The following is a 17,066-nucleotide window of genomic DNA, read 5'->3' as shown; positions in this document are numbered from 1 at the left end:
GCGGTTTGTGCCTCTTCCGCTGGGCTCGCGCCCGGGGGTGTGGTGGGTGTTTTCTTTCTATACCCCCCCCCCCCCCCCCCCCCCCCCCCCCCCCCCCCGCCGCCGAAACGCCCAAAGCGTCATATACCGCGCTGTCCATCCCCTGCCGACCCGTTCGACGGGCGACGCGAATTAGACTGATCCGGTGACCGTGGTCGAATCCGTCCTCTCCAGGACGCCCGAGCCGCTCCGATCCGTGCTGATCAAGCACCGTGAGCTGTTGAAGTTCGCGATCGTGGGCGGCACGACGTTCCTGGTCGACAACGGCGTCTGGTACCTGCTGAAACTCAGCGTGCTGGAGTCGAAGCCGACCACGGCGAAGGCCATCGCGATCATCGTCGCGACGATCGTGTCCTACATCCTCAACCGCGAGTGGTCCTTCCGCACCCGCGGCGGCCGGGAGCGGCATCACGAGGCGGCGCTCTTCTTCGTGATCAGCGGCATCGCCGTGGTGGTCAACCTGATCCCGCTCTACACGTCGCGCTACATCTTCGACCTCGAAGTGCCGCACGTGACGCGGTTCGTGCAGGAGTTCGCGGACTTCACGAGCGGGTCGATCATCGGCATGCTGCTGGCGATGTTCTTCCGCTTCTGGGGTTTCAAGAAGTGGGTCTTCCCGGATGAGCTGGGCAAACGCCGCCGGGACAGCGACGAGCCGGACGACGACATCGTTCCGCTCCACTAAAGCACTTGTCAAAAGACATGTGATTGCCTAAGGTCATCCATGTCAACGTTCCTTCACTGATGACGCCGGCCGGGTTCGTACGGTCGAGCGGGACGAATCCGAGGTGATCGCCAAGCGCGAAGAGGACCGCATCCGGTTCGGATGACGGTTGAGCCTTTTCCCGTCTTGGCGGGGATCCGGGGCTGCTTTCGAGCACCTCCGCGTCCCTCGCGTTCCCTCGTTTCTTCCAGTGAACGGATCTCTTTCTTGAGCACCACCACTCTCGGCGCGCCGCCGCGCGCCCGAAACACCCTTGCCCTCGTCGGGCTCTTCGCCGCCGTGTTCCTGGCGATGCTCGACGCCCAGGTCGTCGCCACCGCCCTCCCCCGCATGGTCGGCGAACTCGGCGGAGCCGCGTCGTTCGCCTGGGTCACCACGGCCTACCTCCTGGCGGGCAGCGTCAGCGCGCCCGTCTACGGAAAACTCGGTGACCTCTTCGGCCGCAAGCGCGTCGTGCTCGTCGCGATCGCGCTGTTCGTCCTCGGCTCTCTCGCCTGCGCTCTCGCGCCGACGATGCCGTTGCTGATCGCCGCCCGCGTCCTGCAGGGCATCGGCTCCGGCGGCTTGTTCGTCGCGGTCGCCGCGATCATCGGCGAGCTGTTCCCCGGTCGCGAAGGCGCTCGCTACTTCGCCTGGTTCTCGATCTGCTTCGCCGGCTCCTCACTGGCGGGCCCTGTCGTTGGCGGTGTCCTGACCGACCTGGCCGGCTGGCGGTCGATCTTCGGGCTCAACGTGCCGATCGGCCTGGTCGCGTTCGGCGTCGTCGCCCGGTTCCTGCGGCTCGAACGACGCCGGAAGGCCGCACCGTTCGACTTCGCGGGCATCGTCGTCCTGTCCGGCGCGATCGTCGGCCTGACACTGGCGACTCCCCTGTCGGCGTCGGTCGGCGCGGTGCTGCTCGTCGCCTTCCTGCTCATCGAGCGCCGCGCGGCGGAACCGATCGTCCCGCTCCGGCTTTTCCGCTCCAGGATGTTCAGCCTGAGCGTGCTGGCCAGTGCCGCGGCCGGGTTCGTCTTCCTCGGTTCGGTCAACTACCTGGCGCTCTTCCTGCAGACCGCAGGCGGGGCCGGACCTTCCGAAGCCGGGCTCCTGCTGCTGCCCATGACGCTCGCGGTCGCCGCTTCGTCGATGGTCGCGGGCCGGGTCATCGCCAAGACCGGCGCTTACCGCTGGGCACCGATCCTCAGCATGACCCTCGGCCTCGCCGCCGCGCTCGCCATGTCCACAATGGACGAAACGACGCCGTTGGCGCTCGTCGTGGCCTATCTCGTCGTGTTCGGCGCGGCCGCCGGGCTCAACATGCAGGTGCTTTCCATGGCGGCCCAGCAGAACGTCGCCAGGACCGATCTCGGCGCCGCTTCCGCGACCGTCGGTTTCCTTCGCTCCCTCGGCACCACCGCCGGGCTGACCGTTTTCGGCGCGGTGTTCACGAACGCCTTCACCGACGACAGTCCCGCCGGCTACTCGTTCGCGCTCGACGGCGTGTTCCGGGTGATGGTCCCCGCTTTGACCGTCGGCCTCGCCGCTTCCCTCTTCCTGCCGCGCGTTTCCTTGCGGCGCAACCACTAAGGAGTTTTCGATGATCCTCGTTCTCGGTTCCACCGGCAAGATCGGCCGCGAGCTCGTTCCCGCGCTACTGGACAGGGGCGCGCACGTCCGCGCCCTGACGCGCGACCCCGCCCGCGCACGGATCGATCCGCGTGCCGAGGTCGCCACCGGTGATCTCGACGCCTTCGATCCCGCGCTGCTCGACGGCGTCGATCGCGTGTTCCTCCTGAGCTCCGGCCACGGCTCGGACCCGCTCGCCCAGGAACGAGCGGTGCTCGAGGCCGCAGCCGGTGTCTCGCACGTCGTCAAGCTCTCCACCACCGGAGTCCACTTCGGACAGACCGATCCGATCTCCCTCGTGCACGCCGAGGGCGAGCGGGCCATGCACGAGGCCGGGCCGGACTGGACGATCCTGCGTCCCGGCACGTTCATGGACAACCGGTTCGCCTGGCTGCCCGCCGTTCGCGGCGATGGCGTCATTCGCGTCCCCGAAGGTGATCCGGCGTCCGCGCTGGTGCACGTCCGCGACATCGCCGAAGTCGCCGCGACCGTGCTGACCGGCGAGGGACACGCGGGCGAGACCTACCCGATCACCGGCGGCGAAGCGCTCACGACACGGCGGCAGGTGGAGATCCTCGGTGACGCGCTCGGGCGGCGGTTGACCTACGTCGAAGAGCCCGAAGCCGCTTCGCGCGCCCGGATGCTCGGGTACGGCTGGCCCGCTTCAGCGGTCGACGGGATGTTCGAGCTCAAACGGCAGTCCGCGGGGAAGGAGGAGATCGTGTTCGACACCGTTCGCGAGCTCCTCGGCCGGGCACCGCTGACATTCGCCGACTGGGCTCGCGAACACGCCGGTTCCTTCGCCTGACCTGCAAAAAGAGAGCAAGGGACCTTTGCTACCACCCGGCTGAGGCGTGATCCGTGAAGGCCTCCTTCCCTACCTTCAGGGTAAGGAAGGAGGCCTTCACGGACTTGAGACCCAGGAATGGGCCGAAAGGGTTAATGGGTTGGGGGAGCCTCCGCGATACGCGACACTCATCAGGCGTTTAATTCTCGCCGGTCCGCTGTCCGGACCTCGCGTTGTTCGTGACCGGCCCTCTCGCTAACGTGCCGCGTCGGGGAAACAGGGGGAACCGCATGAACGAACGTCTTCGCGTGCTCGTGGTCGACGACCATCCGCTGTTCCGGTTCGGGGTCTGCACGCTGCTCGCCAACGAACCGCTGATCGACGTGGTCGGCGAGGCCGCGAGCGGCGCGCACGCGATCAGCGCGGCGAGCGCCCTCGCACCCGACGTCGTGGTCATGGACCTGCATTTACCCGATATCAGCGGCGCCGAAGCGACCCGGCACATCGTCGCCGAACGGCCCGGCGTCGGCGTGCTCATGCTGACGATGGCCGACGAAAGCGAATCCGTTTTCTCCGCGATGCGGGCAGGCGCCCGCGGATATCTGCTGAAAGACGCGGAACCCGACGAAATCATCCGTGCGGTGCACGCCGTCGCGAGGCGCGAAGCGATCTTCGGGCCTGATATCGCGACGCGAGTTCTCGGCTTCTTCAACCACACTCAACCGGCCGCGGACACGGTGTTCCCGGAACTCACCGTCCGCGAACGAGAGGTCCTCTCACTCATCGCGGGCGGGCACAGCAACACCGTCATCGCCAGCACACTGTGTCTCAGCCCGAAGACCGTGCGGAACCACATTTCGAACGTCTTCAGCAAGCTCCACGTCGCGGACCGCGCCGAGGCGATCGTGCGCGCCCGCGAAGCCGGGCTGGGTCGTTGAAAAAGCGACCCCGATAAGGGCGGCTTTTCGGGCAATTCCGGGACCGGAGTCCCATGCGCTCGGGACACCTCACCCGGCAGGGTGAGTAGCGCGAGGGGTGGGGCCCTCGCACCGTTCGAGGGGAATGGGAATCACATGTTCGAACCGAACCGGACACCGGTGGTCGTCCGTGCCACCGATCCGATCCTGCACAACGGCGTTTGCATGACACTTCGCTCCCGCGACGACGTCTGGCTGGTGGACGGGGAGACCGCCGACCCGACCATGGTGGCCCTCCTGGTCACCGATCGCCTCGACGAGGCGATGACCCAACTGCTGTCCGCGTTGCATCACCAGGGGTTCACCCGCATCGTGCTCATCGCGGGTGAAGTCGACGACAACGAGATCCTCAGCGCCATCGAGCACGGCGTCTGCGCGGTCGCCCGCCGCTCCGAGGCCGGCGCCGACGTCCTGGTCCGGCTGATCAAGGCGGCCGCGGCCGGGGAGGGCGCGCTGCCGCCCGACCTGCTCGGCAGGCTGCTGCACCGGGTCTCGCGGTTGCAGCGTCAGGTGCTGCAGCCGCGCGGCCTGCACTTCGGCGGCATGAGCAGCCGGGAGACCGAGGTGCTCAAACTGGTCGCGTCGGGGTTCTCGACGCAGGAGATCGCCGACCAGCTCTGCTATTCGCAGCGCACGGTGAAGAGCATCCTGCACGACGTGACCAACCGGTTCCAGCTCCGGAACCGTTCGCACGCGGTGGCTTACGCGCTGCGTGAGGGATTGATCTGACCCCGTGATCACCCGGGTCGACGAGGCGTTGTGCCGGCTCATCGCCCCTCATCTGCCGGAGGGGACGGTGGTCCGGCTGGATCCGCCGAAACCCACCTGGCAGACCGAGACGCGGGTGTCGAGCGTCGACCTGTTCCTCTTCGCCCTGCACGGCACCGGCCCGGAAACCGGTGCCGTGCGGGCGAAGCGGTGCGCACTGTCCTATTTGGTCACCGCGCGGGCGGACAAGGTCCGCGACGAGCACACCCTGCTCGACCGATCGCTCGAAATCCTGCTCGGGACGGAGTTCCTCGTGGTCGACGAGCAGCAGTTGCGGATGGTCCTCGGGAAGACCGATCCGACCGGGCTGTGGGTCAGCCTCGGCCTGCCCGCGCGTGCGGCCTTCGTCGTCACGGTCACGGCGGAGTACCCAGGCTGAGCACCGACTCCCGCCGCAGGACCACCCCGCCGATGGACGCCAGCTGCCCGCCGAAGAGCTCGCCCCATTCAGCGGCGCTCTCGGGCGGACCGCAGTCACCCGCCCGCCTCGCCCACTCCGCGCGAACTTCGAGGCGATAGCCGAGGATGCCGGTCAAGCTCAGCCCGTTGCGGTCGGCGCCGACCCCGCAGGTGCCGCGATAGTGCAGGCTGCCCGGCGGCCGGAACTCGGCGCTCTCCTGGACGAACCGATGTCCCGCCGCCCCGGTGACGGTCGCGACCGACGTGTCGATCCCGCTGACGAACAGGCCTTTGGAGAGCAGGTCCAGCGCTTCGGCCTCCATCCGCTCCACCACGCCGGGAGGACGACGGCACACGTACAGCGCGCCGTCGAACGACAAGCGGACGCCGACCACCACCTTGCCGATCTCCAGAGTCGCCGCGGCCACCGGACTCACCGGCGGGCGGTACCGGAACGCCGTCGCACGCACTCCCCGACGGTAGGTCGGCGCGCCTCCACGGCCTTGCCCGATCGGGACGTCCTTGGGGCTTACCGGGGAACCCGCTCGGCGGGCCACCGTACTTCGGCCACGTCTCCCGGCCGGGGCACCTTCAGGAACAGGCTGAACACCGCCGGCTGTTTGCTCGACAGCTCCAGCCGTCCACCGTCGGCCTCGATGAGCGCGCGGGCGAGCGCGAGGCCGACGCCGGTCGACCCGCCGCCGGAGAATCCGCGTTCGAAGATATGCGGCGCGAGCTCGTCGGGCACCCCGGAGCCGGTGTCGGCGACCTCGATGACGACCGTGCCGTCCGCGTCGCCGCGCCGGGCGGCGAGCGTGACCGTTCCCGCGCCGTGGCGCAGCGCGTTGTCGAGCAGGACGCCGACGACCTCGCGCAAGCGGCCCGGCGTCGCCCTCGCCCGAAGCCCGTCGGTGACGCGGATCCGCAAGTGCCGTCCTTCGGCGCGAAGCAGCTGTCGCCACTCTTCGGAAACCGCGGGGAGCACTTCCGGCAGGTTCACCGGTTCCGCGCCGACCTCGCGCGCCGCCCGCGCGGCGGCCAGCAGCTCGTCGAGGGCTTCGGCGAGCCGGTCCGCCTGCTCCTGCGCGGCCTTCGCCTCGTCGACGACGTCCTGGTCGGGGTGGACGGTGAGCGGTTCGAGCCGCAGCTGCAACGCGGTCAACCGGCTCCGCAGCTGGTGGGAGACGTCACCGACGAGCTGGCGTTCCCGCTGGACGAGCTGCGCGAGCGCCGAACCGGACGCGTCGAGCGCTTCGGCGACCATGTCGAGTTCGCCGACGCCGTAGCGCTTGGGATCCGGCCGGAAGTCGCCGCCGCCGAGTTTGACCGCGCGATCCGCGACGTGTCTCAGCGGTTTCGCGAGCCTTCGCGCGGTCACCGTCGCGACCACCGTTCCGGTGCCCACCGACAGCACGACCAGCAAGAGCACGAGCAGCGTCACCTGGGTCTGACGGGTGCGCATCGGCCCGGCGGGCACGGCCAGTTCGACCTCGCCGTGCAACGCGATCGGCGCGCGCTCGGACACCACGTCCGAGCCGGGGTCGGAGCCGTACCGCTTCTCGATCTGCCCCTGCGCGCGGACGGTCAGCAGGCCGCCCTGCGGCACGGCGACCCGGACCAGATCGAGGTTGATCGGCTGGCCGACGGCGATCTCGTTGTCCAGCGTCGCCGCGATCCCGCGGGCCGAGGAGGCGAGATTCTCGCGGTTGAGGTTCTCGACCAGCTGCCAGGCGGTGATCCCCAGCGGGATGCCCAGCACCGCCGCGGTGACCGCGACGGCGAGCAGGATCGCCAAGAGGATGCGACGGCGCATGCTATTCCGCGTTGAAGCGGAAGCCGACGCCGCGGACCGTGGCGATCCGCCGTTCGCCGTCGCCGTTCCCGCCGGGTTTGCCCGCCCTGCCCGCGGCTTCGTCGGCCGCGATCGAGAGCTTCCGGCGGAGCCACGACATGTGCATGTCGAGGGTCTTCGAAGTCTTGGATTCGAGGTCGTTCCACACCTCGGCGAGGATCTCGTCGCGGCTGACCACCTGACCGGCGCGGCTCATCAGCACCCGGAGCAGCTCGAACTCCTTGTTCGCCAGCTGCACCTCGTGCAGGTCGACGGTGACCATCCGGGCACCGAGGTCCATCCGAACTCCCCCGGCTTCGAGCACGTCGGGCGCCCGGCGGCGGAGCAGCGCCCGGATGCGGGCCAGCAGTTCGGCGAGCCGGAACGGCTTGGCGACGTAATCGTCGGCGCCCGCGTCGAGCCCGACCACGAAATCGACCTCGTCCGTGCGCGCGGTCAGCATCAGCACGGGCACCTCGGTGCCGCTGGCGCGCAGGCGGCGGCACACCTCCAGCCCGTCCATGCCGGGGAGGCCGAGATCGAGGACCAGCAGGTCCACGCGGTCGCTCTCGGTCGCGTCGAGGGCGGCGGGCCCGTCGCCGACGACCCGCACCTCGTATCCCTCCCGCTGGAGTGCGCGGGAAAGCGGATCGGCGATGGCCGGGTCGTCCTCGGCGAGTAGCACCATGCTCACCTGGCCAACTCTACGACTGCCGGGCGTGAAACCATCGTGACCGTGCCCGGCTACGAGAATGATCTTGAACTCGCCACTCGGCTGGCCGACGCCGCCGACGCCATCACCACCGCCCGGTTCCGCGCGCTGGACCTGGCCGTGGAACGCAAACCCGACCGGACGCCGGTCACCGACGCGGACACCGCCGTCGAGGACGCCATCCGGGCGATCCTCGCCACGGACCGCCCGGACGACGCGGTGCTCGGCGAGGAACGCGGCGGCACCGCCGCGACCGGCCGCGCCTGGGTGCTCGACCCGATCGACGGGACCAAGAACTTCCTGCGCGGCGTCCCGGTGTGGGCGACGCTGATCGCGCTGGTCGAAGACGGCACGCCCGTGGTGGGCATGATCAGCGCACCGCTGCTCGGCCGCCGCTGGTGGGCCGCCACCGGGGACGGCGCCTGGATGAGCGACTCCGCTGGGGAACGCCGCATCTCGGTGTCGAAGGTCGCGTCGCTCGAAGACGCGTATCTGTCCACAACGGACCTGAACTCGTGGGTGGAGTACCACTCACGCGAGAAGTACCTCGACCTCGTCAACGCGTGCTGGGAAAGCCGCGCTTTCGGCGATTTCTGGCACCACTGCCTGGTCGCCGAGGGCGCGCTCGACGTCACCGCGGAATGCATCGTGAACCCGTGGGACGTCGCCGCGGCCCAGGTGCTGGTCACCGAAGCCGGTGGCCGCTTCAGCGACCTGAACGGCGAAGCGCGCTACGACAACGGCTCGGCGCTTTCGACGAACGGCCTGCTCCACGACGAGGCTCTGGCGATTCTGAAGCGCTGAACGCGGGGTGTCACTGCGCGCCGGGCAGCAGGCCGACGGCGCCCCGCGCGACCTGTGACCAGGCGAGCCGTCCGAAGAGGTAGTGGCAGGCGACCTGTTCGCTGGTGAACCGCGCCCAGTCGTACCGGTTGCCCTGCTCACGCCAGAAGACCTCCCAGGCGGGCTCGGCACCGTCCTCCTCGGTGCGCATGAGGCACCAGGCGTTGTCCACCTCCGCGCCGACCGAGACCACTTCGGGCGGCACGCCCAGCGCGGCCAGCCACCGCAGGATCGTCCCCGTGTTCACCGAACCTCCCCCGTGACGTCCGCCAGGAAGCCCAGCGTGACGAGTTCATCGGCGCCCAGCACCGTGCGAAAGCGCACCCCGCCGCCCGGCTGGCCGAACCATCCGGCGGTCACCGAGCGCCAGACCGGCAGCGGCCGGACGACGCGGTAACGCCGGTAGGCACCGGCCTGGTCCGGCGGCAGCGAGCGCATCGGGAACAAGGTGGCGTCCTCGGCGAACACCCGGCCGTGCTGATCCCCGAAGCGGTCGAGATGAGTGCCGGTCTCGAGCATCGTCGGCGTCGCCGGATCGGTTTCGGCGGGCCACAGATGGCCCGTCCCGGTCACGAAACGCTCTTTCCAGTCCTGTTGAGACATTCCGCCCCACGGATCGTGTCCCCTGGTCAACGCCGGCGGCGGAACGGCGGCCGGAGTCGTCGGCGAACGCCGGAAACCGCTGCTGACATGGGACAACGCGTCCAGGTCGTCGAGCACGTCCGCCTCGGGGTGGTCCTGCGGTCCGGAACCGCCTTCGGGAAGCGGCAGCTGACGGGCGGGTTTGCCCATCGCGACCGGGAGATGCCCGATGGGGAACATGTGCACGAGGAACAGCGCGATCACGCTCTCCCGCTCCGTCCGCAGCGCCCCCATGGGCGGCGGGGCGGCGGGCCTCGGCGGGAACGGCACTCGCAAGGGCGCCACAGCGGGCGGCCACGGCGAAGGCGCGTACGGCGCGCGCGCCCCCTGCGGTGGTGTCGGGGCGTCGTAGTCGACGGGCAGCCGGATCGGGCCTGTCCCGGCCTCGCTCGGATCGGTCACCGCACCTCCCCCAAGGATCGGATCCCACCGGGGAACCGGGGGAGGCAGCGGACAGGACGCGCTACGACCTTAGCGCCGGACGGCGTTCCCGTCGGCGGATACCCGAAAGCGCGGCGAACCTCATCCGGCGAGCGCGTTGACCACCCGGGACGGACTCGGCCTGCCCAGCTTCCCGGCCATCCACTTGCTCGTCGCCACCAGCGCGTCGAGATCGACACCGGTTTCGACGCCGAGACCGTCGAGCATCCACACGAGATCCTCGGTCGCGAGGTTCCCGGTGGCCGATTCGGCGTATGGGCAGCCGCCGAGCCCACCGGCGGAGGAGTCCACAGTGGACACGCCGCACCGCAGCGCCGCCAACGTGTTCGCGAGCGCCTGGCCGTAGGTGTCGTGGAAATGGACGGCCAGAGCCTCGACTCCGGCGAACTCCCCGATCAGCGTCTCGACCTGCCCCGCGGTGGCGACGCCGATCGTGTCGCCGAGCGAGAGCTGCGAGCAGCCCAGGTCCAGGAGCCGTTTACCCACTCCGGCGACCTGCGCGGCCGGGACGGCGCCCTCCCACGGGTCGCCGAAGCACATCGACAAGTACCCGCGGACGTCGAGCCCCTCGGCCCGCGCCCGGGTGACGACCGGCTCGAACATCGCGAACTGGTCGTCGACCGTCGAGTTGAGGTTCTTCTTGGCGAAGGTCTCGGTGGCGCTGGCGAAGATCGCGATATGCGAAACCCCGGCCTCCAGCGCCCTGTCCAGCCCGCGCTCGTTCGGCACGAGCACCGGGTACCGGACGCCGTCGCGCTGGTCGAGCCCGGCCAGGACCTGCTCGGCGTCGGCCAGCTGCGGCACCCATTTCGGGCTCACGAAACTGGTCGCCTCGAGCGTGGTCAGCCCGGAATCGGCGAGCCTGTCCAGGAATTCGAGTTTGACCTCGACCGGGACGATCGACTTCTCGTTCTGGAGACCGTCGCGCGGGCCGACCTCCCAGATCGTCACCCGCTCCGGCAGGGAGTAGACGGACGGGACCTTGTCGGGCAGCCCCAGCTCTCGCGTGCCCATCAGCGGCGACGGTTTCCGCGCGGCGGGTGCCCCTGCGGCGGCAGCGGCTCGGTCTGCTGCGGTGCCCCCGCGGCGCCCGGCGCGTAGTCGTCGTACGGGTTGTCGTTGACTTCGCGGTAGATGACCGTGTGCACGCGCTCGACCTTGGGAATGTCGTCGAACTTCAGCGGTTCGTCCGATGCGGACTCGATCACCAGCGTGCCGCAGCCGAACACGCGGTCCAGCAGCCCGTGCTCGAACTGGACGCTGTTGATCCGCGACAGCGGGATGTCGATCCCGGTCCGCTTGAGCACACCCTCGCGGGCGATCAGCCGGTCCGTGGTCACGATGAAATGCGTCGTGCGCCACCGGACGAACGGGGCGAGGAAGAGCCACACGACGAGACCGAGCCCGACCGCGGCGATCGCGATCTCCGAGATCAGGTCCCACGGGGCCGTCGCGTCCTTCGCGATCACGGCCAGCCAGATGCCCACGCCGAGCGTGACGATCAGCGCGAGGAACGGCAAGATCAGCATCTTGAAATGCGGGTGACTGTGCACCACGACGTGCTCGTTTTCGCTGAGCAAATCGTCCGGATAGGCCACGACGGACGCTCCCAAAGTGTGTTCGGCGCTGGTGAGCTCACCGTACCGGCGAACGGTCCCGGCGGAAGAGGAGACGCCGGAAATCGAGACGCACGGATCAGGCCCCGGCGGGCCGGACGTGGACGACGTCGCCGGCGAACACCGTGTACCGCTCGCCACCGGGAACGTCGACCTGGAGCTGACCGGCGGGATCGATGTCGGCGGCGCGACCGGTGAGGGCCGAGCCGTCGGGCAGCTGGACCTCGACGTCCTGGCCCAGCGTGGCGCAGAACCGCCGGTAATCCCCGAGCAGACCGGCCTCGGCCAGCGACCCGCCCGCGAGCCGCCAACGGCGTTCGAGCTCGTCGAACCCGGTGAGCAGCCGGACGGCGATCTCGGCGCGATCGGTCTCGGTCGCCCCTTGCTCGGCCAGCGAGGTCGCGGGCAGGCCGCCGGGCCCGGCCGGGACGTTCTCGCCGAGCGGCAGCACGTTCAGGCCGATGCCGAGGATCACCGTGGACTCGTCGCCGGCGACGGCCTCCGCCAGGATGCCCGCGCATTTGGCGCGGTCCGGACCGGCGAGGACGTCGTTCGGCCACTTGAGGACGGCGTCGACGCCCAGCCCCTCGGCGACCTCCCGGACCGCGAGGCCCGCGACCACGGAAAGTGAACCCAAATTGGCGAACGGGACGCCGCCCGGGCGCAGCAGCACACTGACGTAGAGGCCCGATCCCTTCGGCGAAGACCAGTGCCGGGCGCGGCGGCCGACCCCGGCCGTCTGCTCTTCGGCGATCAGCACCGTGCGGTCTTCGGCCCCCTTCGCGGCGGCTTCCCGCAGGTCGGCGTTGGTGGACCCGGTGCTCGCCACGACCTGGATCGCGGCATACCGGCCGGACAGCGCGGCACTCAGACGCCCGGCCTCGAGCGCTCCCGTCTCAGTCATTCGTCCAGAATATGAGAGTCCCCCTAACGTGCAAGGCGTTCGCTCGTTACGTAGAGGTGGTCTCCAATAACCTGGACGGCGTGACCGAGCCCGAGCCCGCGCCGAGCGCGTCCGAAACCAGCCGGAAGAAGTCGTGGGCGCACGGCGTGGCGATGCGCGGCCTGGTCGCCCTCCCGCTGGTCGCGGGGCTCGCGACGGCGGGCTGGCTGCTCGCGGGCGGGAACGATCCCGCCCCGATGGAGGGACGCCAGCCGGTTCCCGTTCCGGCCGCGAAGCAGGATCCGGCCACCGTCGGCGGCGGCGCGGGTCCGTCGGTCCTCGAAGTCAGCGCTCCGGTCAAGGCGCAGGAGACCCCGAAGGGCGCCCGGCCGCTCGAAGAGTGGGCGGGGAAACTCGCCGGACCGCTCGATATCCCGGCGAAGTCGCTCATCGGCTACGCGAACGGCGAACTGGCGCTGCGCGGCGAGCAGCCGAACTGCCACCTGTCCTGGGTCACCCTGGCCGGGATCGGCGCGGCGAGCTCGAACCACGGACGCGGCGGTGAGAACCCCCTCGGCCTGTCGGCGCAGCAGTGGAAGAAGCACGGCGCGTCGATCCCCGGCATCGCGAAACCCGCGCTCGCCGATCCCGACTCCGCCTCGGTCGCCGCCGGGCGCGCCCTGTGCGCTTCCGGAGCCGACCTCGGCGGCGGCAACGGCTGGTGGAAGGCCATCGCCGGCTACCAGGGCGGCAAGGGCAACGAGGCCGAACTGTTCCGCCAGCGCGTCCTGGGCAACGCGCAGCTGTACGCGACCCTGTCCCTCGACCCGGCGCGATCCGCCAGCCCCGCCGTGAAGGCGACCCGGTTCGCCCTCGGCCAGCTGGGCCTCCCGTACGTGTGGGGCGGCAACGGCCCCGAAGCGGGCGCGGCCGGCTTCGACTGCTCCGGGCTGACCAAGGCGTCCTACGACGAAGCCGGCGTCTCGCTCCCCCGGACCGCGGACAGCCAGTTCCGGGCGCTGCCGCAGGTGGCCGGTGAACCGAAGCTCGGCGATCTCGTGTTCTACGGCAACCCGGCGACGCGGATCCACCATGTCGGGATGTACCTCGGGAACGGGCTGATGATCAACGCGCCCACCGAGGGCCAGGCGATCCAGATCCACACGTATCACTCGAAGGGCGACGACTACACGGGTGCCGGACGGCCCGCGGCCTGACCTCAACCGGCCAACCGGCGACGGCTCCTGTCGCCGATGCCTACCGTGGGCTCATGCACTCGATCGAGTTCCGCAGGGTCTCCAAAACGCCAGGGCGATCGGCTGTGGGGAAGCCGACACTCGCGCTCGAAGTGCTGATCGACGGCGTTCCCTTCCTGGACCTGGTACACCGGGCCGAACTTCCCGACGCGCTCGCGGAACAGAAGGAGCGCGCCGAGGAATTCGCGCCGGAACCGGCTCCGTTGCTCGCCGGGGATTATGGCCGGTTGACCTGTTCGTCCGTCGAGCATCTGCTCGGGGGCGCACCGGATGACATCCCGCACGGCGCCGAAGACGACGAGTACCTGCTGCTGGGGTGCTCTTGCGGCATCGACGACTGCTGGGCGCTCGTGGCGAAGATCGCGGCTGACGACGACACGGTGACGTGGTCGGATTTCCGCAACACCTACCGGGACTGGAATTACGACACGCTTGGTGTTCTGACGTTCTCGCGGCCGCACTACGAGAGGTCGCTTCACGCGGCCTTCGGGGACTAAGTTCCGTCGGCGCGCCGGTGTCCCCAATGTCGCATCGGAGACACTGAGCGTCTCCGATGCGACATTGGGAACCCTGCCCGCTTCCGATTCACTCACGAGCCCAACGCAGCAAGTGGACGGCGGGCATCGGCATGTCCCGGGAGAACGCCCAGCCGATTCCCGGCCCGAGTCCGGCCAGCAGGCGGGACACGAAAGTTCCGTGACTGCCCACCAGTACGACACCGCCGCAGTGTTGCTCCGCGAGCCGATCGACCGCGGCCATCGCCCGTGCCGTCAGCTGCCGCAGGCTCTCGGCTCCCGGACGCGCGAAATCCGGATCCGCCCAGCTGCGCTCGTAGTGGACGGCGTAGTCCGGTGTCGGTTCCAGACCCGAGTCCCACTCGCGCAGTTCCCGGCGCGTCGTGACTTCGAGTCCCACTGCTCTGGCCGCCGGCGCGACCGTCTCGACCGCTCGCCGGTACGGACTCGACACGACCGCCGTCGGATTCATCGCGGCGAGCTCGTGCGCGAGCAATTCCGCGGCCGCCACGCCCGCCGCGGTCAGTGGCCGCTCCGGGTCGTCGGGCTCCTCTGGCACAGGCGGAACGGACTCGGCGTGCCGGACGAGCACGATCTCGCAGTTCACGAACGAGCGGCCAACCACTCCAGCGCGCCTTCCCCGTGCCGGAGCACCGAGACGTGCCCGTCTTCGGGGAACACGCGTGACTGGGCCGTGGCGCACTGCCGCACCAGCCACTCGCCGTGCGCGAGCGGCGCGATCCGGTCCTCGCCACCGTGCAGGAACAGGGCCGGGGCCTGGACGTCGGACGGCCGGAACCCCCACGGCGCGACGTACGCGAGATCGTCGTCGATCAGCGCGCCGGGCCCGCCCTCGACCGCGGGGCCGACGACGTCGAGGACCCACTTCCAGTCACCCGCCAAGGCCGCGTGGTCCGCCGCGGTGAACATCTCGGGGTCGTACTCGGCCGTCGCCTCGTACCGCTCTTTCGCCTCCCGCCCCGCCACGGCGGCAGTCAGGGAGCCGGCTCCCGCGGCGCCCATGCCGTCGAAGTAGTCCAGCCCGTCGGCGTCGTACGGGGCCATGCTCGCGACGGCGACCATCGCCCTCACCCGATCCGGCAACAGAGCCGCGCAGGCGAGCGCGTGCGGCCCGCCACCGGAGTGCCCGAAGACCGCGAACCGCTCGATCCCCAGGGCGTCGGCGATCTTCTCGACGTCCGACGCCGCCGACGCGACATCACGGCCGGGCCGCGGCGACGAACCGCCGTAACCGGGCCGGTCGTAGGAGACCCACCGCAGCCCGAGCCGCTCGGCGGCCGGGAACAGCGGGGCGGGCGGGGCGCCGATGTTCGGGGTCCCGTGGTGCCAGAAGACCACCGGACCGGCCCCACCCGTGTCGTACGTGTGCAGCGTGGTCCCGTCCCCCAGGTCCACGTCGGACTCGTTCACCATGGCCCGAGCGTAGGGCACCCTGGAGCCATGTCCCGCTATCACGAGATCAAGCACCGGGTGGCCACGACGTTCCAGCGCCACGTCGGCAACCCGATCCTCGTCCGGCTGCCGAATCAGCCGATCCTGGAGACCACCGGCCGCAAATCCGGGGTGGCCCGGCGGACGCCGATCGGTGGCCGCCGGGTGGGCCGCGAGTTCTGGATCGTCTCGGAGTTCGGCGAGAAGTCGCAGTACGTCCGCAACATCCAGGCCGATCCGCGGGTCCGGGTCCGGCTCAGGGGCCGATGGCACACCGGCACGGCGCACCTGCTCCCCGGCGACGACCCCCGCGCGCGTCTCAAGGCCCTGCCCAGGCTCAACAGCGCCGCCGTGCGCGCGATCGGCACGGACCTTCTCACGATCCGGGTCGATCTCGACGACTGAACGTTTGCCTTGACGCCAAGGGCAAGGTTTACGCTCGTGACCATGCGGATCGGCGAACTCGCCGCGCGTACCGGAACCACCACCCGCGCGCTGCGTTTCTATGAGTCACAAGGGCTTCTCGACGCACGGCGCGCGTCGAACGGGTACCGGGAGTACGACGAGGACGACTACCGTCTGGTGAACGAGATCCTGACCCTGCAAGCGGTCGGGCTCAGTCTGGAGGACACCAGGCCGTTCGTCGAGTGCCTGCGCGCCGGGCACGAGACCGGCGACTCGTGCGCCGATTCGATCGAGGTCTACCAACGCAAACTCGCCGAGGTGGACGCCTGTCTGGCCAGGCTCAACGACGTGCGGGACAGCCTGCTGACCAAGCTCGCCGGCGCGTTGAAAACGCCGCCGGGGCCGTGCGTCGTCGTGCCGCGAAACGAGGAGGCCTGAATGTCCCTTTCCGTCGTCACCGACGAAACCTTCCAAAAGCTCGTCCTGAACCAGGACAAGCCCGTCCTGGTGGACTTCTGGGCGCAATGGTGCCCGCCGTGCCACATGATCGCGCCGGTGCTCGAGCAGATCGCCGGCGAACGCGCCGATTCGCTGATCATCCGTAAGCTCAACTCCGACGAAAACCCGCTCACGGCCCGGAATTATCAGGTCATGTCGCTGCCGACACTGATCCTTTTCCGCGACGGCGCTCCCGTGTGGACGACCGTCGGTGCCCGGCCGAAGGCCAAGCTGCTGGCCGACCTGGACGCGGCTCTGGAGCCCGCCCTCTCGTGAGCGGCAAGGACGGTTATTGAGAGGTAAGTCAAATATGGCCTGCCGCGCACCTTACGGCCTGGGTCCGCCCTGACCGACGAGGGCCGACCGCGCCGTGAATGTCCACAAAGGACACTTTTCGAGCCACGAGTGTCCGATTTGGGTAGTATGCACGGTGTCACAAGGGGGTCGTGAGTGGCAAAGAGGGTTCTATTGAGAGGTAAGTCAAAGGTGGCGTGTTCTCGGGCGGGCCAATGGTGGGATGAAGGCTCCCTTCGCCGCGTCTAATGCGGCGAAAGGAGCCTTGGCCCTGGTCAAGCGCGGGGGGGGGGGGGGGGGGGGGGGGGGGGGGGGGGGGGGGGGGGTGGGAGGCGAACACCCGGCCACACAAACACAACAGCCAAAACCAAAACAA

General features: G+C 69.6%; 22 protein-coding genes. 12 read left to right on the top strand and 10 right to left on the bottom strand.

Annotation, left to right across the window (positions count from 1 at the left end; all coding sequences use genetic code 11):
• The first annotated feature begins 184 nt into the window (after positions 1-184).
• The 6 genes from ACIRGA_RS19120 to ACIRGA_RS19095 all read left to right on the top strand — a co-directional run bounded on the left by ACIRGA_RS19120 (position 185) and on the right by ACIRGA_RS19095 (position 5,282).
• Positions 185-724: a GtrA family protein gene (locus tag ACIRGA_RS19120; protein ID WP_400942695.1), complete on the top strand. Its 540-nt coding sequence runs from the start codon at positions 185-187 to the stop codon at positions 722-724.
• Positions 725-961: 237 nt separating this feature from the next.
• Positions 962-2,332: an MDR family MFS transporter gene (locus ACIRGA_RS19115; protein ID WP_400942774.1), complete on the top strand. Its 1,371-nt coding sequence runs from the start codon at positions 962-964 to the stop codon at positions 2,330-2,332.
• A 10-nt stretch (positions 2,333-2,342) separates the two neighbouring features.
• Positions 2,343-3,179 (top strand): SDR family oxidoreductase, encoded by an 837-nt coding sequence (locus tag ACIRGA_RS19110; protein ID WP_400942693.1) that lies wholly within the window; start codon positions 2,343-2,345, stop codon positions 3,177-3,179.
• 269 nt (positions 3,180-3,448) lie between these two features.
• Entirely contained in the window at positions 3,449-4,096 is a 648-nt protein-coding gene (locus tag ACIRGA_RS19105; RefSeq protein ID WP_400942692.1) for a response regulator, read from the top strand.
• A gap of 135 nt (positions 4,097-4,231) precedes the next feature.
• Complete coding sequence (locus tag ACIRGA_RS19100; RefSeq protein ID WP_034304824.1) at positions 4,232-4,864, top strand: response regulator transcription factor; 633 nt, start codon at positions 4,232-4,234, stop codon at positions 4,862-4,864.
• 4 nt (positions 4,865-4,868) lie between these two features.
• Positions 4,869-5,282: a hypothetical protein gene (locus tag ACIRGA_RS19095; RefSeq protein ID WP_400942691.1), complete on the top strand. Its 414-nt coding sequence runs from the start codon at positions 4,869-4,871 to the stop codon at positions 5,280-5,282.
• Here the strand turns inward: ACIRGA_RS19095 and ACIRGA_RS19090 are convergent.
• From ACIRGA_RS19090 to ACIRGA_RS19080, 3 genes are read right to left on the bottom strand one after another with little or no spacing between them, the layout of a single operon-like run.
• The gene (locus ACIRGA_RS19090; protein WP_400942689.1) at positions 5,260-5,772 is read right to left on the bottom strand and encodes a hypothetical protein; all 513 of its coding nucleotides are present in this window, start codon (positions 5,770-5,772) and stop codon (positions 5,260-5,262) included. The two genes, ACIRGA_RS19095 and ACIRGA_RS19090, sit on opposite strands and share 23 nt — an antisense overlap.
• Before the next feature lie 59 nt (positions 5,773-5,831).
• The gene (locus tag ACIRGA_RS19085; RefSeq protein WP_400942687.1) at positions 5,832-7,115 is read right to left on the bottom strand and encodes an ATP-binding protein; all 1,284 of its coding nucleotides are present in this window, start codon (positions 7,113-7,115) and stop codon (positions 5,832-5,834) included.
• Between the two features lies 1 nt (position 7,116).
• Positions 7,117-7,821 (bottom strand): response regulator transcription factor, encoded by a 705-nt coding sequence (locus tag ACIRGA_RS19080; protein ID WP_016331364.1) that lies wholly within the window; start codon positions 7,819-7,821, stop codon positions 7,117-7,119.
• Between the two features lie 42 nt (positions 7,822-7,863).
• On the opposite strand from ACIRGA_RS19080, the gene hisN reads away from it, so the two are divergent.
• Positions 7,864-8,649: a histidinol-phosphatase gene (gene hisN / locus ACIRGA_RS19075; protein ID WP_400942686.1), complete on the top strand. Its 786-nt coding sequence runs from the start codon at positions 7,864-7,866 to the stop codon at positions 8,647-8,649.
• Positions 8,650-8,659: 10 nt separating this feature from the next.
• On the opposite strand, the gene ACIRGA_RS19070 is transcribed toward hisN, so the two are convergent.
• The 5 genes from ACIRGA_RS19070 to ACIRGA_RS19050 form a co-directional block, all read right to left on the bottom strand.
• Positions 8,660-8,935, bottom strand: a complete 276-nt coding sequence (locus ACIRGA_RS19070) for a hypothetical protein (RefSeq protein WP_400942685.1) — start codon at positions 8,933-8,935, stop codon at positions 8,660-8,662.
• Entirely contained in the window at positions 8,932-9,732 is an 801-nt protein-coding gene (locus ACIRGA_RS19065; RefSeq protein ID WP_400942684.1) for a TNT domain-containing protein, read from the bottom strand. Before ACIRGA_RS19065 ends, ACIRGA_RS19070 begins: the two co-directional genes overlap by 4 nt.
• A 120-nt stretch (positions 9,733-9,852) precedes the next feature.
• Entirely contained in the window at positions 9,853-10,785 is a 933-nt protein-coding gene (locus tag ACIRGA_RS19060) for a hydroxymethylglutaryl-CoA lyase (protein ID WP_400942682.1), read from the bottom strand.
• Positions 10,785-11,369: a PH domain-containing protein gene (locus ACIRGA_RS19055; protein ID WP_400942680.1), complete on the bottom strand. Its 585-nt coding sequence runs from the start codon at positions 11,367-11,369 to the stop codon at positions 10,785-10,787. Before ACIRGA_RS19055 ends, ACIRGA_RS19060 begins: the two co-directional genes overlap by 1 nt.
• A 97-nt stretch (positions 11,370-11,466) precedes the next feature.
• Positions 11,467-12,291 (bottom strand): biotin--[acetyl-CoA-carboxylase] ligase, encoded by an 825-nt coding sequence (locus ACIRGA_RS19050; RefSeq protein ID WP_400942678.1) that lies wholly within the window; start codon positions 12,289-12,291, stop codon positions 11,467-11,469.
• 80 nt (positions 12,292-12,371) lie between these two features.
• On the opposite strand from ACIRGA_RS19050, the gene ACIRGA_RS19045 reads away from it, so the two are divergent.
• Positions 12,372-13,487 carry a C40 family peptidase gene (locus ACIRGA_RS19045; protein WP_400942676.1) on the top strand — a complete coding sequence of 372 codons (1,116 nt, stop codon included), beginning with the start codon at positions 12,372-12,374 and terminating at the stop codon, positions 13,485-13,487.
• Positions 13,488-13,540: 53 nt separating this feature from the next.
• Positions 13,541-14,023, top strand: a complete 483-nt coding sequence (locus ACIRGA_RS19040) for a hypothetical protein (protein WP_400942674.1) — start codon at positions 13,541-13,543, stop codon at positions 14,021-14,023.
• 88 nt (positions 14,024-14,111) lie between these two features.
• Here ACIRGA_RS19040 and ACIRGA_RS19035 read toward each other — a convergent pair whose 3' ends face one another.
• Together ACIRGA_RS19035 and ACIRGA_RS19030 are read right to left on the bottom strand one after the other, a co-directional pair.
• Positions 14,112-14,666 carry a histidine phosphatase family protein gene (locus ACIRGA_RS19035; RefSeq protein WP_400942673.1) on the bottom strand — a complete coding sequence of 185 codons (555 nt, stop codon included), beginning with the start codon at positions 14,664-14,666 and terminating at the stop codon, positions 14,112-14,114.
• Positions 14,645-15,475 (bottom strand): alpha/beta fold hydrolase, encoded by an 831-nt coding sequence (locus ACIRGA_RS19030; protein ID WP_400942671.1) that lies wholly within the window; start codon positions 15,473-15,475, stop codon positions 14,645-14,647. Before ACIRGA_RS19030 ends, ACIRGA_RS19035 begins: the two co-directional genes overlap by 22 nt.
• A gap of 27 nt (positions 15,476-15,502) precedes the next feature.
• Here ACIRGA_RS19030 and ACIRGA_RS19025 point away from each other — a divergent pair, with 27 nt between their 5' ends.
• From ACIRGA_RS19025 to trxA, 3 genes are read left to right on the top strand one after another with little or no spacing between them, the layout of a single operon-like run.
• Positions 15,503-15,898 carry a nitroreductase/quinone reductase family protein gene (locus ACIRGA_RS19025; protein ID WP_400942670.1) on the top strand — a complete coding sequence of 132 codons (396 nt, stop codon included), beginning with the start codon at positions 15,503-15,505 and terminating at the stop codon, positions 15,896-15,898.
• A gap of 42 nt (positions 15,899-15,940) precedes the next feature.
• Positions 15,941-16,336 carry a MerR family transcriptional regulator gene (locus tag ACIRGA_RS19020; protein WP_400942669.1) on the top strand — a complete coding sequence of 132 codons (396 nt, stop codon included), beginning with the start codon at positions 15,941-15,943 and terminating at the stop codon, positions 16,334-16,336.
• Positions 16,337-16,672, top strand: coding sequence for a thioredoxin (gene trxA, locus ACIRGA_RS19015; protein WP_400942668.1), 336 nt, complete (start codon positions 16,337-16,339; stop codon positions 16,670-16,672).
• Positions 16,673-17,066 lie beyond the last annotated feature (394 nt).

This window comes from Amycolatopsis sp. NPDC102389, assembly GCF_044765885.1.
Classification (GTDB): Bacteria; Actinomycetota; Actinomycetes; order Mycobacteriales; family Pseudonocardiaceae; genus Amycolatopsis.
Note: the sequence above shows the minus strand (reverse complement) of the source record. Positions and strands in the feature narration are given on the sequence as shown.